The 22,642-nt window shown below is 71.3% G+C and carries 23 protein-coding genes and 1 tRNA gene; 8 read left to right on the top strand and 16 right to left on the bottom strand.

Going from position 1 to position 22,642, the window contains the following annotated elements; genetic code table 11:
- Positions 1-125: 125 nt before the first annotated feature.
- Complete coding sequence (locus BX283_RS19900; protein WP_180357202.1) at positions 126-863, top strand: thioredoxin domain-containing protein; 738 nt, start codon at positions 126-128, stop codon at positions 861-863.
- Here the strand turns inward: BX283_RS19900 and BX283_RS19905 are convergent.
- On the bottom strand, positions 841-1,515 hold the full coding sequence (locus tag BX283_RS19905; protein ID WP_101392471.1) for a rhomboid-like protein: 675 nt from the start codon (positions 1,513-1,515) through the stop codon (positions 841-843). The genes BX283_RS19900 and BX283_RS19905 overlap by 23 nt on opposite strands.
- A gap of 16 nt (positions 1,516-1,531) precedes the next feature.
- On the opposite strand from BX283_RS19905, the gene BX283_RS19910 reads away from it, so the two are divergent.
- A complete protein-coding gene (locus tag BX283_RS19910; RefSeq protein ID WP_373979603.1) occupies positions 1,532-2,437 on the top strand; it encodes an aminoglycoside phosphotransferase family protein in 906 nt (301 codons plus the stop codon).
- A gap of 68 nt (positions 2,438-2,505) precedes the next feature.
- The gene (locus BX283_RS19915; RefSeq protein ID WP_101388917.1) at positions 2,506-2,982 is read left to right on the top strand and encodes a GNAT family N-acetyltransferase; all 477 of its coding nucleotides are present in this window, start codon (positions 2,506-2,508) and stop codon (positions 2,980-2,982) included.
- Here the strand turns inward: BX283_RS19915 and BX283_RS19920 are convergent.
- From BX283_RS19920 to BX283_RS19950, 6 genes are all read right to left on the bottom strand, one after another.
- Positions 2,934-3,203: a hypothetical protein gene (locus BX283_RS19920; RefSeq protein ID WP_101388918.1), complete on the bottom strand. Its 270-nt coding sequence runs from the start codon at positions 3,201-3,203 to the stop codon at positions 2,934-2,936. The two genes, BX283_RS19915 and BX283_RS19920, sit on opposite strands and share 49 nt — an antisense overlap.
- Positions 3,204-3,503: 300 nt before the next feature.
- Complete coding sequence (locus tag BX283_RS19930) at positions 3,504-4,355, bottom strand: helix-turn-helix transcriptional regulator (RefSeq protein WP_101388920.1); 852 nt, start codon at positions 4,353-4,355, stop codon at positions 3,504-3,506.
- A gap of 21 nt (positions 4,356-4,376) precedes the next feature.
- Entirely contained in the window at positions 4,377-4,919 is a 543-nt protein-coding gene (locus BX283_RS19935) for a DUF6879 family protein (RefSeq protein WP_101388921.1), read from the bottom strand.
- Complete coding sequence (locus tag BX283_RS19940) at positions 4,891-5,133, bottom strand: hypothetical protein (protein WP_101388922.1); 243 nt, start codon at positions 5,131-5,133, stop codon at positions 4,891-4,893. The genes BX283_RS19935 and BX283_RS19940 overlap by 29 nt, the downstream gene beginning before the upstream one ends.
- A gap of 110 nt (positions 5,134-5,243) precedes the next feature.
- Positions 5,244-7,355, bottom strand: coding sequence for a restriction endonuclease (locus BX283_RS19945; RefSeq protein WP_101388923.1), 2,112 nt, complete (start codon positions 7,353-7,355; stop codon positions 5,244-5,246).
- Positions 7,356-7,458: 103 nt separating this feature from the next.
- Positions 7,459-7,535, bottom strand: a tRNA-Thr gene (locus BX283_RS19950).
- 218 nt (positions 7,536-7,753) lie between these two features.
- On the opposite strand from BX283_RS19950, the gene BX283_RS19955 reads away from it, so the two are divergent.
- The 3 genes from BX283_RS19955 to BX283_RS19965 all read left to right on the top strand — a co-directional run bounded on the left by BX283_RS19955 (position 7,754) and on the right by BX283_RS19965 (position 10,277).
- Positions 7,754-8,890 (top strand): ABC transporter ATP-binding protein, encoded by a 1,137-nt coding sequence (locus BX283_RS19955; RefSeq protein WP_101388924.1) that lies wholly within the window; start codon positions 7,754-7,756, stop codon positions 8,888-8,890.
- 206 nt (positions 8,891-9,096) lie between these two features.
- The gene (locus BX283_RS19960) at positions 9,097-9,507 is read left to right on the top strand and encodes a hypothetical protein (RefSeq protein ID WP_101388925.1); all 411 of its coding nucleotides are present in this window, start codon (positions 9,097-9,099) and stop codon (positions 9,505-9,507) included.
- A 38-nt stretch (positions 9,508-9,545) separates the two neighbouring features.
- Positions 9,546-10,277, top strand: coding sequence for a nucleotidyltransferase family protein (locus BX283_RS19965; RefSeq protein WP_101388926.1), 732 nt, complete (start codon positions 9,546-9,548; stop codon positions 10,275-10,277).
- Between the two features lie 269 nt (positions 10,278-10,546).
- Here BX283_RS19965 and BX283_RS19970 read toward each other — a convergent pair whose 3' ends face one another.
- From BX283_RS19970 to BX283_RS19995, 6 genes are all read right to left on the bottom strand, one after another.
- A complete protein-coding gene (locus tag BX283_RS19970; protein WP_101388927.1) occupies positions 10,547-12,082 on the bottom strand; it encodes a DoxX family protein in 1,536 nt (511 codons plus the stop codon).
- Between the two features lie 117 nt (positions 12,083-12,199).
- Positions 12,200-13,159, bottom strand: coding sequence for a 23S rRNA (guanosine(2251)-2'-O)-methyltransferase RlmB (gene rlmB, locus BX283_RS19975; protein ID WP_101388928.1), 960 nt, complete (start codon positions 13,157-13,159; stop codon positions 12,200-12,202).
- Between the two features lie 119 nt (positions 13,160-13,278).
- The gene (cysS, locus tag BX283_RS19980; protein WP_101388929.1) at positions 13,279-14,679 is read right to left on the bottom strand and encodes a cysteine--tRNA ligase; all 1,401 of its coding nucleotides are present in this window, start codon (positions 14,677-14,679) and stop codon (positions 13,279-13,281) included.
- Positions 14,680-14,813: 134 nt separating this feature from the next.
- Entirely contained in the window at positions 14,814-15,326 is a 513-nt protein-coding gene (gene ispF, locus BX283_RS19985) for a 2-C-methyl-D-erythritol 2,4-cyclodiphosphate synthase (protein ID WP_101388930.1), read from the bottom strand.
- Positions 15,316-16,053 (bottom strand): 2-C-methyl-D-erythritol 4-phosphate cytidylyltransferase, encoded by a 738-nt coding sequence (gene ispD, locus BX283_RS19990; RefSeq protein WP_101388931.1) that lies wholly within the window; start codon positions 16,051-16,053, stop codon positions 15,316-15,318. Before ispD ends, ispF begins: the two co-directional genes overlap by 11 nt.
- Positions 16,054-16,301: 248 nt before the next feature.
- The gene (locus BX283_RS19995) at positions 16,302-16,784 is read right to left on the bottom strand and encodes a CarD family transcriptional regulator (protein ID WP_003953493.1); all 483 of its coding nucleotides are present in this window, start codon (positions 16,782-16,784) and stop codon (positions 16,302-16,304) included.
- 629 nt (positions 16,785-17,413) lie between these two features.
- Here BX283_RS19995 and BX283_RS20005 point away from each other — a divergent pair.
- The gene (locus tag BX283_RS20005) at positions 17,414-18,094 is read left to right on the top strand and encodes a DUF461 domain-containing protein (protein WP_101388933.1); all 681 of its coding nucleotides are present in this window, start codon (positions 17,414-17,416) and stop codon (positions 18,092-18,094) included.
- A 77-nt stretch (positions 18,095-18,171) separates the two neighbouring features.
- On the opposite strand, the gene BX283_RS20010 is transcribed toward BX283_RS20005, so the two are convergent.
- Both BX283_RS20010 and BX283_RS20015 read right to left on the bottom strand, forming a co-directional pair.
- On the bottom strand, positions 18,172-18,852 hold the full coding sequence (locus tag BX283_RS20010; RefSeq protein ID WP_017242433.1) for a response regulator transcription factor: 681 nt from the start codon (positions 18,850-18,852) through the stop codon (positions 18,172-18,174).
- Complete coding sequence (locus BX283_RS20015; protein ID WP_101388934.1) at positions 18,849-20,126, bottom strand: cell wall metabolism sensor histidine kinase WalK; 1,278 nt, start codon at positions 20,124-20,126, stop codon at positions 18,849-18,851. Before BX283_RS20015 ends, BX283_RS20010 begins: the two co-directional genes overlap by 4 nt.
- Positions 20,127-20,338: 212 nt before the next feature.
- Here BX283_RS20015 and phoU point away from each other — a divergent pair, with 212 nt between their 5' ends.
- Entirely contained in the window at positions 20,339-21,016 is a 678-nt protein-coding gene (phoU, locus tag BX283_RS20020; protein ID WP_101388935.1) for a phosphate signaling complex protein PhoU, read from the top strand.
- Positions 21,017-21,354: 338 nt separating this feature from the next.
- Here phoU and BX283_RS20025 read toward each other — a convergent pair whose 3' ends face one another.
- Positions 21,355-22,536, bottom strand: a complete 1,182-nt coding sequence (locus BX283_RS20025; protein WP_101388936.1) for a serine hydrolase — start codon at positions 22,534-22,536, stop codon at positions 21,355-21,357.
- Positions 22,537-22,642 lie beyond the last annotated feature (106 nt).

Consider the following 22,642-nt stretch of genomic DNA (forward strand, 5'->3'; position numbering starts at 1 on the left):
GTCGGGACCTTCGGCGGGCCGGGCCGCCCGGCCGGGCAACTAGCTTCGATATGGACAGGTTTGGCACGACATCGAAGCGCCGTCGAACCACCATCGAGAGCGACACCGTGGGAGAGCTGACTCGTATGACCGGACGTCCGTCCGCACGCAAGGTCCGTCGCGCGGCCGTGGCGCTCGCGCTCGCCGGGGCGCTCGGCGTCTCGGTCGCCGCGTGCTCCTCGGGGTCCGGTTCGAGTGCCTCCGCCCCGGCCGACCTTGAGGTGAAGGCCGCGCCGCACGCGGCGACCCTCGCCAAGCTCCCGGCGAAGGCGGAGGGTGCGGAAATCGTCGTGGGCAGCCCGTCGGCCGCGCACACCGTGACCGTGTACGAGGACCCGCGCTGCCCGTACTGCGCCAAGTTCGAGGCGTCCGGCGCGGTGCCGCTCGCGGAGCTCGCCGCCCAGGGCAAGGTCAAGATCCGCTACACGCTCGCCTCCTTCCTCGATCGCAACCTCGGCGGCAGCGGATCCAAGAACGCGGCGGGCGCGCTGCGGGCGTCGGTGGACGCGGGCAGGTTCGCCGAGTACCACGCGGCCGTCTTCGCCAGCCAGCCCGAGGACGAGGGCAGCGACGGCTACACCGCCGACAACCTGCTGAAGATCGCGGACAAAGTGCCGGGTCTGCGCGGCGCCGCCTTCGACAAGGCGGTGCGCGAGAACACGTACAAAAGCTGGGTGGCGTCCGCCGAGAAGGCCTTCGAGGGCTCCGGCGTGAACTCCAGCCCGACCGTCCTGATCGATGGCGAGCGCCCGGCGGGCGACGGCTCGGCGATCCTGGACGCGGACGCGTTCGCGAAGGTGCTCAAGGACGCCGGTATCTCGTGACTGTCGTCACAGGGTCCCAGGGCGCGCCCCGGTCCCGTACGAGCGGATGGCAGGCGAGCCCGACGAGCACGGACGTGAAGTGGCCGAGGTCGGTGAAGGTGCGGCCGGTCAGGAGCGGGGTCCCGTACAGGACGAGGACACAGACGAGGTACACGTACCGCCAGGGCGCCGCGATCCGGTACGTCAGCACGCCGATGATCCCCGCGAGTGCGTAACTCACGCCCACATCAAGGGTGTTGACCGCCGACCGCGGGGCCACCTCGTGGTGCACCGCCCACAGCAGCGCGCCCTCGCTGAGGTAGGTCGCGAGCACATGGGCGAGGACGACGACCGCGAGCCAGCGCGGGGTGCCGAGCCAGCGTTCGGCCTGCGCGTGGAAGACGGAGTAGAGGACGGCGTACGGGAGCCAGTGGCCGCCGTCGATCCACAGGGCGCTGGTGATCAGGACCCGGACCGGGTTGGTCGACAGCTCGTGGATGTTGGTGGAGCGCTGCCGCAGGAAGTCCTCCTCGAACTCCGGCGACATGTGGTGCAGGGCGATGGTGGTGACGAACAGGACCGCCAGCCAGAGGTACGTGCCGGGGGCGCTGCGGACGTACCGGCGCACGGGGGCGGACAGCCGGGACACGGACCTCCGGGAGAAAAACCGCATGAAGTGATTGACCCACGTGCGTAGGGTCGGGCGGGTGATCGACATTCCGGACGAGCTGGTCGCCACGCAGACGCGCTTCCACGGGCACGCGGGCCGCGCCTTCATCGAGGAGCTGCCGGGCCGGACGGCCGAGTTCCTTGACCGGTGGGGGCTGCGGCTCGACGGGCCCTCCATGTACGGGATGTGCGCGCTGGTGCTTCCGGTGACGACCGGCGACGGCACCCCGGCGGTCCTTAAGCTCCAGCTGCTTGACGAGGAGAGCGTGGGCGAGCCGGTCGCACTGCGGGCGTGGGACGGGGCGGGCGCGGTGCGGCTGCTGCGGCACGACGCCGGGACCGGCACGATGCTGCTCGAACGGCTCGACTCCGCCCGCCTATTGACCTCGGTGGCGGACTCGCGGGAGGCCGTTCTGGTGATCGGCGGGCTGCTGTCCCGGCTCACCGCCGTACCGGCCCCGCCGGAGCTGCGCCGCCTGGGCGAAGTGGCCGCGGCGATGCTCGACGACACCCCGGACGCGGTCCGCACCCTCACGGACCCGTTCGAACGGCGCCTCCTGCTCGACTGCGCGGCGGCGGTCTGCGAGGTCGCCGCGGAGCCCGGCGACCGGCTCCTGCACTGGGACCTCCACTACGAGAACGTGGTGGCCGCCGACCGCGAACCCTGGCTGGCCATCGACCCCACCCCGCTGGCGGGCGACCCCGCCTTCGAACTCCTCCCGGCGCTCGACAACCGCTACGACCCGGCGGAGCTCCGCTGGCGCTTCGACGCCCTCACGGAGGTGCTGGGCCTGGACCGCGAGCGGGCCCGCGCCTGGACCCTGGGCCGGGTGCTCCAGAACTGCCTGTGGGAGATCGAGGACGGCGAGCCGCTGGAGGCGGAACAGGTGGAGGTCGGCGCGGCGGTGCGGTCCTGGCACCTGTGAGGGTCCCTCCCCGTCCGGGGAACGGAATGCCCGCGACCGCTCCGCCCCCGCCCGGTTACCCTGCGGCCATGATTCGTACCGCGACGCCCGAAGACGTCCCCGTCATCCACGCCATGGTCCGCGAACTGGCCGAGTACGAGAAGTGTCCCGACGAGGCGCGGGCGACGCAGGAGCAGCTGCGTGAGGCGCTGTTCGGCGAGCACCCGGCCGCGTACGCGCACATCGCGGAGACGGCCACCGGCGAACCGGCGGGCTTCGCGCTCTGGTTCCTCAACTTCTCGACGTGGCGCGGAGTGCACGGCATCTACCTGGAGGACCTGTACGTACGCCCCGCCCACCGCGGCGGCGGCCACGGCAAGGCCCTCCTGACGGAACTGGCCCGCATCTGCGTGACCCGCGGCTACGGCCGCCTGGAGTGGTCGGTCCTGAACTGGAACGCCCCGTCCATCGCCTTCTACGAGTCGCTGGGGGCGCGGCCGCAGGACGAGTGGACGGTTTATCGGTTGGCGGGTGGGGCGTTGGAGGGGCTGGCGACGGGAGCATAGCCAGCGGCAGAGCCACCCGCGGCCGGGCCCAGTGCGTCGAGCAGCCGGTGCGCGTCCTTGACGTGGAGAGCGCCGAGCTCCACGTAGCCGCGCCCGGCCCCGGTGACCAGGGGCCTTACCCGCGCGGCCTGGGCCTCAGTGACTCCGGCGCGGGCGAGGGCGACCCGCAGCAGTGCCGCGATGTGTTCCGCCTCGGCCAGGGTGCTCTTGTACTGCTCCATGGGAATCACGCGTGTACCCCCGCCCCGTGTGGGTGCCGCCGGATCTCCACGTTGCAGTCGGAGACCGTGGAGCCGTCGCCTGCGCGTCGCGCGGTGGCACGTGCTGTCTCCAGGGCCGCGCACACATCGCATCCGATGGTCGGCGGAGGAGCGGATACCCCTTGCCATGGCGTCTCAACAGGCGTGGCAGGACAGGTGGCTGGGGTGGACATGGCGCCCCCTTCGCATCGTGTGGCTGACGTCCACGCTAGGGAGGCGGCGTCGCCGCATCCAAGGAAGTTCCACGGATTTCCACGCGGATCACCCCAGCGAGTCCACGGCTGAGGTGATCAGTGCTCGGGCGTCGGCCCCGTAGACGGCCAGTCGGGAGAACTCGCCGAAGGCCTTGAGGTATTGGCGGATCTCGGCGGGCGCTGTGACGTTCACGCGAGCCGTCAGGAGCTCTGCTTCCGCCTGCTCCTCGTCGTAGACCGTGAACGTCTCGATCATCCACATCCGGCGCTCGGCTGAGAACGGGATCACGCCGAGAGAGACGGACGGGAAGGCCATCGCGGCCAGCAGATAGCCCAGTTGCCCGACCATCGTCTCGGCGTTGCCGACCCGGTGCCGCAGGACCGACTCCTCCAGCACCAGGGCGAAGCGGTGGTCGCCCTCGCGGACCACCCGCGCCGACCGGTCCAGTCGGGCTTCGACGGCGTCGGCCACATCGTCGGGGGTCTCGTGGAAGCGGCTGATGGAACGCATCAACGCCGTCGCGTAGGCGTGGGTCTGGAGCACGCCGGGGACGACGTTGCAGCAGTACGTACGGAACACGCGGGTCCGCTCGTACAGCGGGATGTACGACTCCTGGAGCCGGCGCAGACCTGTGCGCTGGACCCGCCGCCACTCCACGTACATGTTGTCCGCGGAGCGGGCGGCGGCGATCAGGTCGACGGCCTGGTCCTCGGCCGCGCAGGCCAGGCACCACGCGCGGATGTCCTCATCGGAGGGAGGGGTGACCGCGTTCTCCAGGCGGGAGACCTTGGACGGATACCAGCCCGTCCTGGCCGCCACCTGGCGGGCTTTGAGGCCCGCGTCCCGGCGAATCTCCCGCAGGCGGTCGGCTACGAGTTTGCGGGCGTCCTCGACGCTGGACGATGCGGTCGCGGGCATGTGGCTGATGAGTCCGTCAGATCAGACGGCCGGAGCAGCGGGTCTGATCCGGTAGTCGTCGTGCGGCGTCGCCCGCGCCCAGACGGCTTCGAAGGCGGTGGCGCAGAGCTTCGCGACCTCGGGCCGTTCGTCCACCTCCGGACCTGCCGAACCGCCGGTCCCGGTGAAGTGGTTCCACATGATCACGCGCCCGTCGAACAACCAGAAGTCGTTGCCGGGAAGAGCGATGTCCGACGCCCGCCGCCGGGGGAGCCAGCGGACCGACTCCCCTGCCGCCACGTTCTGGTACGTGCAGTCGTACTCGTAGGCGATGTACTCGCTCACCGGCTCCGAGACGATGCGCGCACGACGGAAGGACACCCCGCGTGCGGTCGCGTCACGTACCCAGCTGTGGAAGTCGTTCCACCAGGTGGCAGGGTCGGTGTCCGGCCGCCAGCCGGCCCGCCAGGCATCGAACTCCGCCGCCTCCTGGCCGATCCCATAGCCGTCCCGCATCTCCAGATGGACGGCCGAATGCCGGGTGTTCGCGAGCAGATCAACGAATTCCAAGTCGGTCTGCGACATCACATGCCTCCCTCAGCGCGGGCACCATACGGATCGGCAGCCGCACCACCGCTTCCGATTCCGGGATCGACCCCGTCTCGCGGCACCGCGCCAGGAGGGCTTCCCCGGCCTTCCAGCCCTGAACCACGATCTCTTCCGCTTCGTCGTCCACCCAGGCTGTCGGACACTGGGTTCCGTTCGTGTTCGGGTCCTTGGCGATGAACAGTAGCGCCATGACTGCCCTCCACAGTTGTGCGGGTTCCACGGTGTTCTACGAACATGACGGGCAAGGGAGTGTGCGTCAACAGCGCACACATGTGCGGCACTTGCCGCGCAACCACCCCCCTACTCCACCTCGATCCCAAAGTCCCCCACCAGCTCCTCCAGCCCGCCCCGATACCCCTTCCCCCCGACCACGAAGTCCCAGTCGCCCCCCGCCCGCCGCCGGAACGACCCCAGCACCAGGGCCGTTTCGCCGACCCGGCCGTCCGAGACCTCCAGGCGGTCCAGTTCCGTGCCCGTCGCGTCGCGCAGGCGGATGCCCGCGTCCGTGAAGCCCGTCAGGTCCGCGTCCGGGTTGGCCTCGGGGTCGACCGAGGCCACCAGGACCAGGCGGTCCGCCCGGGGCGGGAGGGCGTCGAACGCCACCCGGACCGCCGCCCGGTCGCCCAGCGCGCCGGGCACCATCCGTACCGAACCCCCGGGTATCTCACGGTTGTTGAAGAACACGAAGTGGTCGTCGTCGAGCACCCGGCTGCCCGCGCACACCAGCGCGCACACGTCCAGGACGACCGAACCGGTCCAGGTCATGCCCAGGACGTTGAAGTCGGAGTCGGAGTCGGAGTCCGATTCGGGCTCGGGATCCCCCTGGCCCGCCGCCGGCACGTCCACCAGCGTCCCCGACGGCCCCCGCCCCGGCCGCTCCCCCAGCCTCCCCCGCAACCCGCACGCGTGCAGCAGCTCCACCAGCTCCGCCCCGGACACCAGCGTCAGCGGCTTGCCCTGGGCGAAGGCGTACGAGCCGGGGCCGAAGCCCGAAGTCGTCACCAGGACACCCTTGTTGGCACCGGCGCCCTGGACCGTGCCGTACAGGTCGCGGACGGCCGTCGGCGGGACCGTGTTGCGGTAGCGCTTGACCTGGACGATGATCCGGCCGCCGCTGATCGGGTCGGGGTCGACCGCCTCGACGTCCACCCCGCCGTCGTTCGAGCGCTGGGTCGTCACCGCCCCCATCCCCCGCGCCCGGAACAACTCCGCCACCAGGGCCTCGAATTCGATCGGGTCCATCGCGAACAGGTCCGGTTCCTCGGCGGACGCGTCGGCGCCGTGCGAGAGGACGCCCGAGCCCACGTCCTGGGGGCGGCGCACCGGGCGTACCGCCGCCCGCTGGTCGGGGCGGGCCGAGAGCTGGCCGCGCAGCGCCTCCGTCAGGCAGTCCACCGCGCTCACCTGCGTCAGGTTCAGGGCCTGGAACGACGGCCGGTCCACCATCACCGTCGCCAGGAAGATCTCCGCCCGGCGGCCCGTCGCCGGGTCGACGTCGTCGACGAAGCCGTTGAGCGCCACCGACTGCAGTACGCCGAACTCGTCCGCCGCAAACAGGTCCCGCACCACGAGCAGCACGCTCTGCGCCAGCGCGTCCCGGTACAGCGCGCGCCGCTGGGACACCGGGCGGGCCGACTCGCGCTCCTCGTCCGTACTGGCCACGTACCGTACGGACTTGGCCGCCGGGACCACGTCGAGGGCGGGCAGCTCCCAGTCCAGGACCAGTTGCCCGGCGCCCCTGTCGTACGCGCACGACAGGCGGCGGGGGAAGCCCTCCGGCCACGCCGACGCCGCGTACAAGGCCGCCGAGAAGTACTCGACGACCGCGTCCGGCTCGCCCGCCCGCACTCCGCGCGCCAGGTCGGCCACGCCCGCGTTGTGGGCCCGGACCTCGTCGAGCCCGCCCCGCGCCCAACTCTCGTACCGCTCACGGTAGTCGGCGAGGCGGCGGCGCCGGTCGTTCTCGGCCAGTTGCGCCGCGTCCCAGTCCCGCTGGTAGGCGGCCTGCGCCTGGCCTCGGCGCCAGCCCTGGGCCTGGTAGCGCGCCGGGTCCGGCATCGGCACCGGCTGGGCCAGCGCCCCGGGCGCGAACGGCTCGATGCGCTCCTCGCGCAGCAGCGCCGCCGTACGGAACGGCGGCTCGGCGCACCCCGCCGCCAGCAGCCCCGTCAGCGCCTCCACGCGCGCGTCCAGCTCCTGCGAGCGCTGCCGGGCGTCCGCCTCCCGGCTCTGCCGGTAGGCCGCCCGCTGCTCGCGGTGGACGCGGGCCGCGTCCCGCTCGTACTCCCGCTGCCGGCGCTCCTGCTGCCGCTGCTGCTGGACCGACGCCCGGTGCTGGGCCTCCTGCTGGCGCTGCTGCTGCCGCTGCGCCTCCGCCCACACCCCGACCAGCCCGCTGGCACGACGACTCATACGGCTCCCCGACCCCTTTCCCGCACACCCCTCGCAACACCCCTTGAAACACAATTGTCCCGGACCAGGAAGGTCCGGGACACGGTGTTACGCGGTGTTTCGGTGGAGCCGCCTGTCGGAATCGAACCGACGACCTCAAGATTACAAGTCAAGCGCTCTAGCCAACTGAGCTAAGGCGGCAGCGCGTGCGACCGGCAGACGATCGGCACCCGCACGCGAGGCTCCCTCACTCTACACAGAGCACGATCGGGAGCTCCACGAAGTTCCCCGCTCGCACCTGCTGACAGATCGGACATCGCCGGGTAGCGTCTCGTGCAGCCCACCCAGGTGGACTACACCACTTCTCCCTCTACTCGGATCGTCCGGCACGTTCCTGCCGGTGAAGGGACAGGTCTCCCATGGCCACTGTCACGTTCGACAAGGCGACCCGGATCTACCCGGGCTCCACCAAGCCCGCGGTCGACGGGCTCGACATCGAGATCGAGGACGGCGAGTTCCTCGTCCTCGTCGGCCCCTCGGGCTGCGGCAAGTCCACCTCCCTGCGGATGCTCGCGGGCCTGGAGGACGTCAACGGCGGAGCCATCCGCATCGGTGACCGCGATGTCACCCACCTCCCGCCGAAGGACCGGGACATCGCCATGGTGTTCCAGAACTACGCGCTCTACCCGCACATGACCGTCGCCGACAACATGGGCTTCGCCCTGAAGATCGCCGGGGTCAACAAGGCGGAGATCCGCAAGAAGGTCGAGGAGGCGGCGAAGATCCTCGACCTCACCGAGTATCTGGACCGCAAGCCGAAGGCGCTCTCCGGCGGTCAGCGCCAGCGCGTCGCCATGGGCCGCGCGATCGTCCGCGAGCCGCAGGTCTTCCTCATGGACGAGCCGCTGTCGAACCTCGACGCCAAGCTCCGCGTCTCGACCCGTACGCAGATCGCCTCGCTCCAGCGCCGCCTCGGCATCACCACGGTGTACGTCACCCACGACCAGGTCGAGGCCATGACCATGGGCGACCGCGTGGCCGTACTGAAGGACGGGCTCCTGCAGCAGGTGGACAGCCCCCGCAACATGTACGACCGCCCGGCCAACCTCTTCGTCGCGGGCTTCATCGGCTCCCCCGCCATGAACCTCGTCGAGGTCCCGATCACCGACGGCGGCGTGAAGTTCGGCAACAGCGTCGTCCCGGTGAGCCGCGAGGCGCTGTCCGCGGCCGCAGACAGGGGCGACCGCACGGTGACGGTCGGTGTCCGCCCCGAGCACTTCGACATCGTCGAGCACAACGGCGGCGTGGCGAAGTCCCTCACCAAGGACAGTGACGCCGAGCCCGCGGGCCTCGCGGTCACCGTGAACGTGGTGGAGGAGCTCGGCGCCGACGGTTACGTGTACGGCACGGCCGAGGTCGGCGGCGAGCAGAAGGACCTCGTGGTCCGGGTGAACGGCCGCTCAGTCCCGGAGAAGGGCACCCAGCTCCACGTGGTTCCGCGCCCCGGCGAGACGCATGTCTTCTCGACCTCGACGGGCGAGCGCCTCAGCGACTGACGTACGGCGGCACGTCAGCCGGCCCCGCACCCACCTACCGGGGTGCGGGGCTTTCCCTTGCCCTGGAGCCTGTCGACAAATACCCCGGCAGACCGCCCATTTCGAACACCGTTCGTCAACACCGGATTCGAAACGCCGCCTCGAACCATCCCTCGACCGGGTGACTAAATGTCGCCAAATCATTACCCCCCGCTACGCTCGCCTCCGTGACGCACACAGCCCGCCGAATCGGCCGCACCCTAGCTCTCGTCCTGCCCGTCGTCCTCGTCCTCTCCGGGACGCTCGCGGTCACCCGGGTCAACTGGGCCGGGACCAGCGACTCGCAGCTGCTGACCGCCTCCTCCGAGGACGTCTCCGTACGCGCGAAGCCGCGCACCCCGCAGGACGTCCTGCGCGACGCGCTCCTCGTCGAGCTCCAGGAGAAGGACCCCGGTACCGCCCTCACCCACCTCCAGCGGGAGGTGGAGCGGCGCCCCTCGCTCGCCCGGCACTGCATGTCGATCGCGCGGGCGCTCGGACGGGCCGCCGTGGAGCAGTACGGGCCCGTGAAGGCCCAGTCGTACTCGCGCCCCGTCTGCGACACGTCGTTCGCGTCGGGCGTGGCCCAGGAGTCCTGAGCGACTCCGGCTGCGCCGCAGCGCATATCGTTCACCGCATGACTGCGAGCACGACTTCGACCTTCCCGACGCAGGCCGTGGTCCTGGCGGGCGGCCAGGGCTCCCGACTGCGTCCGTACACCGACGACCGCCCCAAGCCGATGGTCGAGATCCCGGGCACCGGGACCCCGATCATCGGCCATCAGCTCGCCTGGCTGGCCGCGGAGGGCGTCACCGACGCCGTGATCTCCTGCGGCCATCTCGCCGGTGTGCTCCAGGAGTGGCTGGACTCGGCGGATCTGCCGCTGCGCGTCTCCACGGTCGTCGAGAGCGAGCCGCTGGGGCGGGGCGGCGGCCTCAAGTACGCGGCCGCGCACCTGCCGCACCCCGACCAGCCGTGGTACGCCACGAACGGTGACATCTGGACGCGCTTCTCCCTGCGCGAGATGGCGTCCTTCCACGGCGAGCGCGACGCGACGGCCACGCTGGCGCTGGCCCGGCCCCGCATCCCCTGGGGCGCCGTCGAGACCGACGCCTTCGGCCACATCACGGACTTCATCGAGTCCCCGCCGTCGCCGTATCTGATCAACGCGGGCGTGTACGTGTTCTCGTCGGCCTTCACTTCCCTGCTGCCGGACCGGGGCGACCACGAGCGCACCACGTTCCCGCGCCTGGCCCGCGAGCGCCGCCTGGCCGGGTACCCGCTGCCGCACGGGGCGTACTGGCGGGCAATCGACACGGCGAAGGACCTGACGGAGGCGGCGAAGGAACTGGCGGCGGCGGCCCACTGAGCCCCCTCCGGGGTGCTGCGCCCCCGCCCCCCGTTCGTCTGCGGGTCCGCTGTGGCTGGTCGCGCAGTTCCCCGCGCCCCTGAAAGGCTCGGCTCCGCCCTCGCACTCGCCCGCAGCCCGTACCCCCTAGGGGCGCGGGGAACTGCGCGAGCAACCCACCACGGTCCGCAGACAAACGCCCCGCCCCCACCCGGCCGCCCGCCAGAGGCCACGCGGCGGAGCCGCACATGTCACAGCAGGAAAGGGGCGGGGTGGGGGAAAACGCCCCCTCAGCCCAGGAGGCCGCCGATCGGGTTCCGGTTGCCCGACGTGCTGCCCGACGGAGTCGACGCCCCACCCGTGGACGTCGGCCCCGCACTCGTCGTCGACGGCGCCACCGGCGCCTGATGACGGGACGTCGACGGCTTGTGCCCCGTCGTCCCCTGGGACGTCTGGCTCGGCACACCACCCACCGTGCCGGACTCCCGTACCGACTTCGACCGCGCCTTCTTGGACGCCTTCGCCGACGGCTTCGCCGAGCCGCTCACGGACGGCTTGGGGGAGGGCCGGCGGACCGCCGGCGCGTGCGGCGCGGGCGCCAGCGGCGTGCCGGGGAGGTAGTTGGTCGGGTCGGAGTGCGGCCCCGGCACCGTCACCATCTCGGTGGAGCGGACCGCGCCGCCCAGGAGCGAGCCGATCAGCAGGGTCAGACCGACCACGACCGTCGCCATCACCGTGCCCCGCCGCAGCACCCGCCGCCGCAGCTCCCACAGCGTGGAGCGCGGGCCGAGGCGGCGCCAGGCCTCACCGGAGAGGCGGGCGTCCAGCGAGTACACCGGCGCGCCCGCCGTGATCAGGGGGGACCAGGCCGCCAGGTAGATGAAGTCCGGCGCGTCGTACGCCGGGACCGTCTGCCAGCTCACCGTCACAAGCAGCGCCGCCGAGAGCAGCGCTCCGAACACCGCCGCGACCCGCTGCCACAGGCCCAGCATGGTCAGCACGCCCACCACGATCTGGAGGAAGGCCACCGACAGGCCCGCCCCGACCGGATGCTGGAGCGCGAAGGAGCGCAGCGGCTCGGCGAGGCCCCACGGGTGCAGCGAGTTCAGCCACTTCATCATCGAGCCGCGCTCGCCGCCGTCGAAGTAGACGGGGTCGCAGAGCTTGCCCATCCCCGCGTACACGGAGATGAAGCCGAGGAAGACGCGCAGGGGGAGGAGGACCACGCCGAGGTTCATCCGGCGGCCCGGGTAGTACGCGTGCCGCACCTGGTCCGCGCCGTGGCGCTGCCCGCGCGACTCGGGACCGTCGGGCCCGTCGGAGCCGTCACCCTCGTAGCCGCGCTCGAACTCGTCGAACTCGTCGTCCCCGTACGCCCCTTGGCCGTAGCCGGGCGGGCTCTGGCGCACCGCCTGGAGCAGGGCCGTGTCGGCGCCGCCGGAGTCGCCGAGCGGCGCGCGCGGGGCCACCACGACCGGCGTCGGCATGGTGTCCTCGTCGATGCGCGGGATGACCTGGGTGGCGCCCACGTCGAGCGACGTGCCCTCCGCGGCCGTCGCGTCCAGGCCGCGCACCGCCTGGAGCAGGCCGGTCGCCCCGGGCGCCGCCCGTCCGCTCCACACCACCGGGGCCCGGCGCCGGGCCGCCCCGGCCGGCACCCTCGCCGGGTCCTTCAGCGGGCGCCTCGGCTGGGCCTTCGGAGGGAAGTGCACCCGGAAACTGGCGTGGTTGACGATGACCTGCGCGGGGTCCGAGTCCACCTTGACCATACTCAGGGCAGGCTGATCGTCGAACCCGGGCCGGGGCGTTCTGGTGTCCACACTCATCTAACCGAGTGATGGAGGTTTAGGACACTGCCTTGACGGAGGGGATCTGTCCGAGGCCCGTCAAGATCATGTACGCCGGACGGGCGTCGGGTGACAGCCCGTCCGGCGGTACGCGCGTCAGCCCTTGCGCCGGCGCGCCGCCTCGTAGAGCACGATGCCCGCCGCGACACCGGCGTTCAGCGACTCGGCGCCGCCCGGCATCGAGATCCGCACGCGGTAGTCGCAGGTCTCGCCGACGAGGCGGCCCAGGCCCTTGCCCTCGCTGCCGATGACGATGACGACCGGACCGCCCAGCGCCTCCAACTGCTCGACCGTGTGCTCGCCGTCGGCCGCCAGGCCCACGACCGTGACACCGGCCTTCTTGTAGTCCTCCAGGGCGCGGGTCAGGTTGGTGACGCGCGAGACCGGCGTACGGGCCGCGGTGCCCGCCGAGGACTTCCAGGCGCCGGCCGTCATACCGGCCGCGCGGCGCTCGGGCACGACCACGCCGTGTCCGCCGAAGGCGGAGGTGGAGCGGACGATCGCGCCGAGGTTGCGCGGGTCGGTGACGCCGTCGAGGGCCACGATCAGCGGCTGGTCGTGGTTGTCGTACGCGGCCTCCAGGAGGTCCTGCGGGTGCGCGTACTCGTACGGCGGGACCTGGAGGACCAGGCCCTGGTGGTTGAGCCCGTTGGTCATCCGGTCGAGCTCGGCGCGCGGGGCCTCCATCAGGTTGATGTTGCCGCGCTCGCCCGCGAGCTGGAGCGCCTCGCGCACCCGCTCGTCGTTGTCGATGTACTGCTGCACGTACAGCGTGGTCGCCGGGACGCCGTCGCGCAGCGCCTCGAAGACCGGGTTGCGGCCGACGACCATCTCGGACGTGCCCTTGGGGCCGCCGCGGCGGGGGGCCGGGCGGCGGGTCGCGGCCTGCCTGGCCTTGGCCGTGGCGATGCGGTTCTTCTTGTGCTTCTTACGGTCCTCGGCCTTGGGCGTGGGGCCCTTGCCCTCCAGACCCCGGCGCCGCTGGCCACCGCTGCCGACCGTAGCGCCCTTCTTGTTGGACGTGCGGCGGTTCCTGCGCTGGCTGTTCCCGGCCATGACCTACCTGTTTCCGTGATTCTGCGACCTACGGGGCGTCGTGGCGTCCGTGGGTCCTGCGTACGTACGTATATGAAGTGTGCCGCCCGGTCGCCCGGGCGGCACATCGCGCTGCCCCGTCAGCGGGGACCGAGGGTCCAGCGGGGGCCGCTGGGGCTGTCCTCGATGACCAGGCCGGACTGGGTCAGCTGGTCGCGGATGGCGTCGGCGGTGGCCCAGTCCTTGCGGGCGCGGGCCGCCTCGCGCTGTTCGAGCACCAGCCGTACGAGCGTGTCGACGGCCCCGTGCAGGTCTTCGCCGCGGTCGGCCTCGCCCGCCCAGTGGGCGTCCAGCGGGTCCAGGCCCAGGACGCCGAGCATCGCGCGGACCTCGGCGAGCCGGGCGACGGCCTCTTCCTTGTCGTCGGCGGCCAGCGCGCTGTTGCCCTGGCGGACCGTGGTGTGGATGATCGCGAGGGCCTGCGGGACGCCCAGGTCGTCGTCCATCGCCTCGGCGAACGCCGGCGGCACCTCGGCGGCCGGCTCGACCACGCCCCCGGCCTTCTCGACCACGCGCTGGACGAAGCCCTCGATGCGCGCGAACGCCGACTCGGCCTCGCGCAGGGCCTCCTCGCTGTACTCGATCATCGAGCGGTAGTGCGGGGTGCCGAGGTAGTAGCGCAGGACGATCGGCCGCCAGCGCTTGACCATGTCCGCGACCAGCACCGAGTTGCCCAGCGACTTGGACATCTTCTCGCCGGACAGGGTCACCCAGGCGTTGTGCATCCAGTACTCGGCGAAGGCGTCGCCGAAGGCCTTGGCCTGGGCGATCTCGTTCTCGTGGTGCGGGAAGATCAGGTCGAGCCCGCCGCCGTGGATGTCGAAGGCCTCGCCCAGGTACTTGTGCGCCATGGCCGAGCACTCCAGGTGCCAGCCCGGGCGGCCGCGGCCCCAGGGGGTATCCCAGTCGGGCTCGCCGGGCTTGCTGGCCTTCCACATGGCGAAGTCGCGGGGGTCGCGCTTGCCGGTGATGCCTTCCTCGGCGGGCTGCTGGAGGTTGTCGAGCTCCTGGTTGGAGAGCGCCAGGTACCCGGGGTAGGAGCGGACGTCGAAGTAGACGCTGCCGTCCGCCTCGTACGCGTGGCCGCGCTCGATCAGGCCGCGCATCATCTCGATCATCTCGGTGATGTGGCCGGTGGCGCGCGGCTCGTACGTGGGCGGCAGGCAACCCAGCGCGTCGTAGCCGTCGTTGAAGGCGCGCTCGTTCTCGTACCCGATCGACCACCAGGGGCGGCCCTGGTCGGCCGACTTCCGGATGATCTTGTCGTCGATGTCGGTGACGTTGCGGACGAAGGTCACGTCGTAGCCGCGGTACGTGAACCAGCGACGCAGCATGTCGAAGTTCAGGTACGAGCGGACGTGCCCGATGTGCGGCGGCGCCTGGACGGTCGCGCCACAGAGGTAGATCGAGACACAGCCCGGCACGAGCGGGGTGAAATCACGGATCTGCCGGGCGCTGGTGTCGTACAGGCGAATAGTCACGGGTCCAGGGTAGTGGGCCCGTAGCAGTGCCCCGCGACCCTTGGGCCACGGGGCACCGAAGTGTGACAGAAGCTTTTCCGGCGCACTGTGCCGTGCTCATTTCGGCGGTCGTTCCGACGCTCGCCGGAACGTCGTCATCCGGTCCGGTACACCAGCGCCGTGGCGATCGCGGCGAGGCCGTCGCCGCGGCCGGGGAAGCCCAGGCCGTCGGTGGTGGCGCCGGAGACCGAGACGGGCGCGCCGACCGCGTCCGCGAGCACCTTCTGCGCCTCGTCGCGCCGCTTGCCGATCTTGGGGCGGGGGCCGACCACCTGGACGGCCACGTTGCCGATGCCGAAGCCCGCGGCCCGGACGATCCGCGCGGCCTCGGTGAGCAGGGTGACGCCGGAGGCGCCGGACCACTCGGGGCGGCCGGTGCCGAAGTGGGCGCCGAGGTCGCCGAGGCCGGCCGCGGAGAACAGGGCGTTGCAGGCGGCGTGGGCGACGACGTCGGCGTCCGAGTGGCCCGCCAGGCCCGGACCCTCGTCCTCCCAGAGCAGGCCCGCGCACCACAGCTCGCGGCCCTCCTCGAAGGCGTGGATGTCGGTGCCGATGCCGACCTGCGGGATCACCGGGGCCTGCGGCGCCGGGGGCGTCTCAGAAGCCATCGTTCGCCCTCCTGCGGGCCAGGACCGCCTCCGCCAGGACCAGGTCCAGCGGGCGGGTGACCTTGAAGGCCTCCTCGTGGCCGGGGACGACCACCACCTTGAGGCCGAGCTTCTCCACCATGGAGGCGTCGTCCGTGACGTCGCCGGTGACGCTCTCGTGGGCGCGCACCAGGGTGGCGTGGTCGAAGCCCTGCGGGGTCTGGACGGCGCGCAGCCGGGCGCGGTCGGGCGTGGCGAGCACCGGCTCGGGGGTGCCGTCGGCGTGCGGCTCGACCTCCTTGACGGTGTCGGCGAGCGGCAGCGCGGGGACGACGGCCGGGGCCCCGTCCCGTACGGCCTCGATGACCGCGTCGACCGTGTCGACCGGCACCAGCGGGCGGGCCGCGTCGTGGACGAGGACCACGTCGATGCCCTGCGGCAGCGCCTCAAGGCCGAGCCGGACGGACTCCTGGCGACTCTCGCCGCCGGGCACCACGAGGAAGTCGGTGCGCTCCGGCAGCGCGTGCTCGGCCAGCAGGTTCTTCACCTCGGGGGCGCCGTCGGGCGGGGCCACCACGACGACGAGGGAGACGGCGCGGGAGGCGGCCATCGCCCGTACGGCGTGGATGAGCATGGGTGTGCCGTTCAGCGCGCGGAGCGCCTTGGGGGCGCCCGGGCCGAGCCGCACGCCGCGGCCGGCCGCGGGAATCACGGCGGCGGTGCGGAAAACGCGCGTTTCCTCAGACAAGGTTTGTGTCCTTCGGCGACATGGGTATGGCCTCAGCAAGCTGGGCGCGACGCCCCTGACCGGCCCCTTCCGTGACGACCGGTCGGGCTCTCTGCCCGGCCCGGCACGCCGCTGCGGGTGCCGTGCGTACGAATGATGTCCGAACATGCCGCAGCGCCCGGCGACACAGCAGTGAGGTCACTGCTGGTCAGCGGGCACCGCGGCAATTGCTGGTCCGCCGGGAGACGAAGCTCCCGGAATCACCAGTGTCAGGACGCGAGGACCTCGTCGAGAAGGGCCTCGGCCTTGTCTTCGTTGGTGTTCTCAGCGAGTGCCAGCTCGCTCACCAGGATCTGCCGCGCCTTGGCGAGCATGCGCTTCTCACCTGCGGAGAGTCCGCGCTCGCGCTCACGACGCCACAGGTCACGCACCACTTCGGCGACCTTGATGACATCGCCGGAGGCGAGCTTTTCGAGATTTGCCTTGTAGCGACGGGACCAGTTCGTGGGCTCTTCCGCATACGGTGCACGCAGCACCTCGAAGACCCGGTCCAGCCCGTCCTGGCCAACCACATCGCGAACGCCGACGAACTCCGCATTGTCCGCAGGCACGCGCACAGTCAAGTCGCCCTGGGCGACCTTGAGCACCAAGTAGGTCTTGTCCACGCCTTTGATCTGGCGAGTTTCGATGGCCTCGATCAGCGCGGCCCCGTGATGGGGATAGACCACGGTGTCGCCAACCTTGAACGTCATGTGACAGGTACCCCTTCCGTGGCTATCCAGGGTAACACGAGAACAGCCTGTTCTGAATGGCGTTTTCGCAGGTCAGGGCATATCTCGGGGCTTGACAACAGCAACAGGAACGTGCTGCGGAGGGCTCACGGGAGGGGGTATCCGCAGGTCGGAGCGGCTGTTCGGGGGCAGGGAAACATGCCCGTCACACTCTTCGCAACCCCCCTCAACTGGTCCGAACGTCCCGTTTTGTCGGGTTCCAAGCGGTGAACTTCCACTGCTCCGTTCGGTGATCGGTCACCCGTTCGGCGTGATCGCGATTTTTTCGTGAATTGATCAACGGAGGCGGGCCGGGAGGTTTTCGGTAAGGAATACGTGGCGGTCCGGAGAATTGATCACCCGCGATATGTGAACGCGGCGCGAAACTCCGAGATCAGAGCGGGTGCGGACGGATCACGGGGGGTGAGGGGAAGGTTCCGGGGGCGAGCCCGGGAGGTGTGCGGACAGCGGTGTACGGGCTCGGGCGCGGCGGACCCTCGCCCAGGGGCGGGTCGGGTGCGGGCTCGCGAGGACGGCTCGGTAACCTAAGCCAGCTGACACAGACTTAGCTGTCCTTTAGATGTCCTTACGTCCAAGGAGTTGCCGCCGCCGTGAGCCGCAGCCTTCGACGCGGCGCCCTCGCCGCCTCTGCCCTCGCGTTCTCGCTCGCCTCTCTCGCCGCATGCTCGGCGGGCAACGACGCGCAGACGCTCGAAGTGAAGCCGGACAACGCCGCCGTCAAGGTCGGTGACATCAAGATCCAGAACGCGACCGTCCTCACGCAGCCCAAGGCCGACGCGGCCGGGCCCGCCGTGATCACGGCGACCGTGTTCAACAACGGCGACAAGCCGCAGACGCTCGACGCGATCAAGCTCTCGGCGTCGGGCGCCACGGTGAAGCTCTCCCCCGGCAAGGGCCAGCAGGGCCTCACCGTCCCCGCGCACGGCTCGCTGGTCCTCGGCGGCAAGGACAACGCGTCCGCCGTGGTGGAGAACGGCAAGGAGGCCGCCAAGAACGGCAACGCCCAGCCCGTCACCTTCCAGCTGAGCAAGACCGGCGACGTGACGCTGCGCGCGTTCGTGGTCCCGGCCACCAGCTTCTTCGAGGGCTACGGCCCCAGCGAGGCCCCCAAGCCTCCGGTGGCGCCGGGCGAGCCGGGCGCGAGCACCTCGCCGGGCGCCTCCACCACGCCGGGCGCCCCCGCGAGCGGCAAGCCCTCGGGCAAGCCGTCGAACACCCCGGCCAAGGGCGGCAAGCCGTCGGGCAGCGCGAGCACGGGTACGGGTCACTGACGTACACGGACATACGAGGGAGGAGGGGCCCCGGACAGTGTCCGGGGCCCCTCCTCGTATGTCGGCCGTCCGCCGGTCTACGGCTCGAACTTGTAGCCCAGGCCCCGCACGGTGACGAGGTAGCGCGGCGCGCCGGGGTCGGGCTCGATCTTGGCGCGGAGGCGCTTGACGTGGACGTCGAGGGTCTTGGTGTCGCCCACGTAGTCCGCGCCCCAGACTCTGTCGATCAGCTGCATACGGGTCAGCACGCGGCCCGCGTTGCGCAGCAGCATCTCCAGGAGGTCGAACTCCTTCAGCGGCAGGTCGACCTTGCCGCCGGAGACGGTGACCACATGGCGGTCCACGTCCATACGGACCGGTCCGGCCTCCAGGGCCGCCGGGGTGACCTCCTCCGGCTCGCCGCGGCGGCGCAGCACCGCGCGGATGCGGGCGACGAGCTCACGGGACGAGAAGGGCTTGGTGACGTAGTCGTCGGCTCCTATTTCGAGGCCCACGACCTTGTCGATCTCGCTGTCCTTGGCGGTGACCATGATCACCGGGACGTTGGAGCGGCCGCGCAGCTGGCGGCAGACCTCCGTGCCGGGCAGCCCCGGCAGCATCAGGTCGAGCAGCACGAGGTCGGCGCCGTTGCGCTCGAACTCGTCCAGCCCGTCGGGCCCGGTGGCCGCCACGGCGACCTCGAAGCCCTCTTTGCGGAGCATGTAGGACAGGGCGTCGCTGAACGATTCCTCGTCCTCGACGACGAGCACTCGGGTCACGGAAGGACCTCCGGGGCAGGGGGCACAGTGGTGGAGTCGTGCGCGGTCGGGAAGGTGTCGTACGGCGGCTCGTCGACGGCGTCGTCGTCCGGGCCTGCGGGGTGGGGTGCGGCGCGGTCCCGTACGGCGCCGGCCTCCGGCAGCCTCAGGGTGAAGGTGGAGCCCTGTCCCTCGGAGCTCCAGACCGTGACCTCCCCGCCGTGCGAGGCGGCCACGTGTTTGACGATGGCCAGGCCCAGGCCCGTACCACCGGTGGCGCGGGAGCGGGCCGGATCCACGCGGTAGAAGCGCTCGAAGACGCGCTCCCGGTCCTTCTCCGAGATGCCGATGCCCTGGTCGGTCACGGCTATCTCGATGAGGTCCCCGCCGGGCGCGGCGACGCGGCGGCCCGCGATGCCGACCCGGGTCCTGGCCGGGGAGTAGTTGACCGCGTTCTCGACGAGATTGCCCAGGGCTGCTGCGAGCTGGCCGCGGTTTCCCCAGACGTACAGGTCCGCCGTGCCGCCCGCGGCCATCGTGATCTGCTTGGTGGACGCGGGGTGGCGGGAGCGGTCGATGGCCTCGGCCACCAGCTCGTCGACCCGGACCGGCTCGGCGTCCTCCAGCGGGTCGTCGTTCTGCACCCGGGACAGGTCGATGAGCTCCTGGACCAGATTGGTCAGCCGGTTGGCCTCGATCTGCATCCGGCCCGCGAAGCGGGTGATCGCCTCGGGGTCGTCCGAGGCGTCCATGACGGCCTCGGAGAGCAGGGAGAGCGCGCCGACCGGCGTCTTGAGCTCATGGCTGACGTTGGCGACGAAGTCGCGCCGGACCGCCTCGATGCGCCGGGCCTCGGTCAGGTCCTCGACCAGGAGCAGCACCAGGCGGGAGCCGAGCGGGGCGACCCGGGCGGAGACCGCCAGGGCCTCGCCGCGGCCGGTGCCCCGGCGCGGAAGGTCCAGCTCCACTTGCCGTATCTCACCGTCGCGGCGGGTGTCGCGGGCCATGTGGAGCATCGGCTCCACGGCCAGCTTCCCGCCCCTGACCAGCCCCAGCGCGTACGCCGCGGAGCTGGCCTTGACCACCGAGTCGCTCTCGTCGAGCACCACCGCCGAGGAGCGGAGCACCGAGAGCACGGTGTCCACGCCGGGCGGCAGGACCGCGTCCGTGTGCAGGGATGTCCGGGTGGGCCGCGCCTGGTCGCGCTCGCTCCAGCGGAACGCCAGCATGGCGATGACGCCGGTGCACAACCCGGCGATCGCTGCAGCTGCGGCGACCGCCGCGTTCACGTCCATGCATCCAGGTTATGCGTGCCCACCGACACTCTCCCAGCCATCCGGGTGCCTGCTCGAACGTTCGTCGCCCAGAGTTCACCATGGTGATAGTGCTGGTTCACTTGGTGTGGCCGAATCGGACGCGTAACCCACGGAACGTGGGAGCGTGGGGATCACGGACACCCCCTGCCTCCCCGGAGTCATTGCCCGGAGTCATCGAAAGAGGGACACCCATGCGGGACGCGTACCACGAGGAACTTGACTCGATCGGCGAGGGCCTGGTCGAGATGGCCCGCCTTGTCGGGTCGGCGATCGGGCGCGCCACGACGTCCATGCTCGACGCCGATCTCAAGCTCGCCGAGAGTGTGATCGCCGCCGACCAGAAGGTCGACGATCTGCAGCACGAACTGGAGGCGCGGGCGATAGCCCTGCTGGCCCGCCAGCAGCCCGTCGCCACCGACCTCCGCATCGTCGTGACGTCCCTCCGGATGAGCGCCGACCTGGAGCGCTCGGGCGACCTGGCCCAGCACGTGGCCAAGCTGACCCGGCTGCGCTACCCGGAGCGGGCGGTCCCGCGCGATCTGCACGCCACCATCCTGGAGATGGGCCAGCTGGCCCAGCGCCTGATGGCGAAGGCCGCCGAGGTGATCATCACCAAGGACGTCGACCTGGCGCTCCAGCTGGAGCAGGACGACGACGAGATGGACCTGCTGCACCGCACGCTCTTCCAGCACCTGATGGACGACCGCTGGAAGCACGGCATCGAGACGGCCGTCGACGTGACGCTGCTCGGCCGCTACTACGAGCGCTTCGCCGACCACGCGGTCTCGGTCGCCAAGCGCGTCGTGTACCTGGTCACGGGCGAGCACGCGGACGAGCTCCAGCAGTCGGCGCAGGTCGAGGGCGCGTAGGGGCGGAGCGGGGAGCGGGACGGCTCGGCACGCGGGGGTGCGGACGGCGCCTCGAAGCGCGGGGGCGCGCGGGCAGGGCGGTACGCGCCGTTGATGCGCCCGCCCCGGCGGGCGTCCAATGGGGGTGAGGTACGCGTACCCCCAACCCCGGGAGGGACCATGACCGAGACCCCGACTCCGAACGCCTCCGGCTGCAGCTGCGGCCCCGGCTGCCAGTGCGGCTGCCAGTCGGGCGGCTCCTGCCAGTGCGGCGGCGGCTGCGGCTGATCCGATACGCGAAGGGGCCCCGTCCGTCGACCGGACGGGGCCCCTTCGCGCGCTGCCGCTTCGGGCAGGTGTCAGTCCTGGTCGGACGCGTCGCCGTAGACGTTGCCGGGGCTGATCACCTGGGTGATGGCCCGGCCGAGCAGGGTGCTGGGGTTCTCGCCGTTCGAGGCGATGTCGGTGTTGAGCAGGATCACCATCGTCGCCTTCTGGGCGGGCAGGTAGACCGTCAGGCTCTGGTAGCCGGGCAGGGAGCCCGCGTGGCCGATCCACCCGTGGTTGATGTCGATGCCGAGCCCGTAGAAGTCGCCCGGCGCGCCGGTGGGCTGCGCGTCGAGGCGCTGCGCCTGGGTGTGCCTGCTCAGGAGCCGGCCGGTGGCGACGTTCACCGCCCAGGAGCGCATGTCGTCGAGATCGGAGATCATCGCGCCGGCCGCCCAGCCCCAGCTGGGGTTGAAGTGCGTGGCGTCCGCCACCGTGCCGTCCGGCGTGAAGTCGGTGTAGCCGTGGGCGTGCGGCCGCGGGAACTCCGCCGCCTTCGGCAGGAAGGTGTGCCGCAGGCCGCTCGGCCCGGTGATCAGGTCCCGGATCACGCCCCGCAGCGGGCGGTGGGTGACCTTCTCGACGACCAGCCCGAGCAGCACGGTGTTGGTGTTGGAGTAGTCGAACCGCGTCCCGGGCGGGAACTGGTTGGGGTGCTCGAAGGCGAGGCGGAGCAGTTCCCTCGGGGCCCACTGGCGGTGCGGCTGCGTCGTCAGCAGGTGCTGGAACTCCTCGTCCTTGCTGTACGGGAACAGACCGCTGCGCATCTCCGCGAGCTGACGCAGCGTGATGTGCCGTCCGTCGGGCACTCCGCGGACGTACCGGGAGATCGGGTCGTCCAGGCCGACCTTGCCGCGGTCGACGAGCTGGAGCAGCGCGGTGACGGTGAAGGTCTTGGTCTCGCTGCCGATGCGCATGTTCAGGTCGGTCCGCATCGGGGCGCCGGTGCGCTTGTCGGCGACGCCGAAGGCCCGCACATAGCGCGGCTGTCCGGGCTTCCAGACGCCCACGATCACTCCCGGGACCCCGGCGTCGGCCGCCGCCCGCTGGATCACCCGGTCGAGCTCCGCCGCGGTCCCGGCCCAGGGCGGTGGCGCGGCGGCCGCTGTCCGGGGAGCCGGTACGGCCGCCGCGGGACCGGCGACCGAGGGCAGGAAGGCCGCCACGCAGGCGGAGACGACCAGCGCAGTGCGAAACAGGGCATTCCTGCCCATTCGGATATACATACGTCCTGGATAAGTCCCGCCGGGCCGCTGCCCGCAGTGCAACGCTGGCCCCCGGCCCACATTCATCCGAACGCCCCGGGGCCGCCTCACCCGG

It is taken from the genome of Streptomyces sp. TLI_146 (genome assembly GCF_002846415.1).
Taxonomy (GTDB): domain Bacteria; phylum Actinomycetota; class Actinomycetes; order Streptomycetales; family Streptomycetaceae; genus Streptomyces.

Bases quoted from the DNA above. Each gene is read 5' to 3' on its own strand.
- BX283_RS19940 (WP_101388922.1), bottom strand. From the start codon at position 5,133: ATGGCGCTACTGTTCATCGCCAAGGACCCGAACACGAACGGAACCCAG.
- BX283_RS20025 (WP_101388936.1), bottom strand. From the start codon at position 22,536: ATGGGCAGGAATGCCCTGTTTCGCACTGCGCTGGTCGTCTCCGCCTGC.
- BX283_RS19935 (WP_101388921.1), bottom strand. From the start codon at position 4,919: ATGTCGCAGACCGACTTGGAATTCGTTGATCTGCTCGCGAACACCCGG.
- ispF (WP_101388930.1), bottom strand. From the start codon at position 15,326: ATGGCTTCTGAGACGCCCCCGGCGCCGCAGGCCCCGGTGATCCCGCAG.
- BX283_RS19970 (WP_101388927.1), bottom strand. From the start codon at position 12,082: ATGAGTGTGGACACCAGAACGCCCCGGCCCGGGTTCGACGATCAGCCT.
- BX283_RS19930 (WP_101388920.1), bottom strand. From the start codon at position 4,355: ATGCCCGCGACCGCATCGTCCAGCGTCGAGGACGCCCGCAAACTCGTA.
- BX283_RS19900 (WP_180357202.1), top strand. From the start codon at position 126: ATGACCGGACGTCCGTCCGCACGCAAGGTCCGTCGCGCGGCCGTGGCG.
- BX283_RS19955 (WP_101388924.1), top strand. From the start codon at position 7,754: ATGGCCACTGTCACGTTCGACAAGGCGACCCGGATCTACCCGGGCTCC.
- phoU (WP_101388935.1), top strand. From the start codon at position 20,339: ATGCGGGACGCGTACCACGAGGAACTTGACTCGATCGGCGAGGGCCTG.
- BX283_RS19920 (WP_101388918.1), bottom strand. From the start codon at position 3,203: ATGGAGCAGTACAAGAGCACCCTGGCCGAGGCGGAACACATCGCGGCA.
- BX283_RS20015 (WP_101388934.1), bottom strand. From the start codon at position 20,126: ATGGACGTGAACGCGGCGGTCGCCGCAGCTGCAGCGATCGCCGGGTTG.
- BX283_RS19965 (WP_101388926.1), top strand. From the start codon at position 9,546: ATGACTGCGAGCACGACTTCGACCTTCCCGACGCAGGCCGTGGTCCTG.
- BX283_RS19995 (WP_003953493.1), bottom strand. From the start codon at position 16,784: ATGACGTTCAAGGTTGGCGACACCGTGGTCTATCCCCATCACGGGGCC.
- BX283_RS19945 (WP_101388923.1), bottom strand. From the start codon at position 7,355: ATGAGTCGTCGTGCCAGCGGGCTGGTCGGGGTGTGGGCGGAGGCGCAG.
- BX283_RS19905 (WP_101392471.1), bottom strand. From the start codon at position 1,515: ATGCGGTTTTTCTCCCGGAGGTCCGTGTCCCGGCTGTCCGCCCCCGTG.
- BX283_RS19915 (WP_101388917.1), top strand. From the start codon at position 2,506: ATGATTCGTACCGCGACGCCCGAAGACGTCCCCGTCATCCACGCCATG.
- rlmB (WP_101388928.1), bottom strand. From the start codon at position 13,159: ATGGCCGGGAACAGCCAGCGCAGGAACCGCCGCACGTCCAACAAGAAG.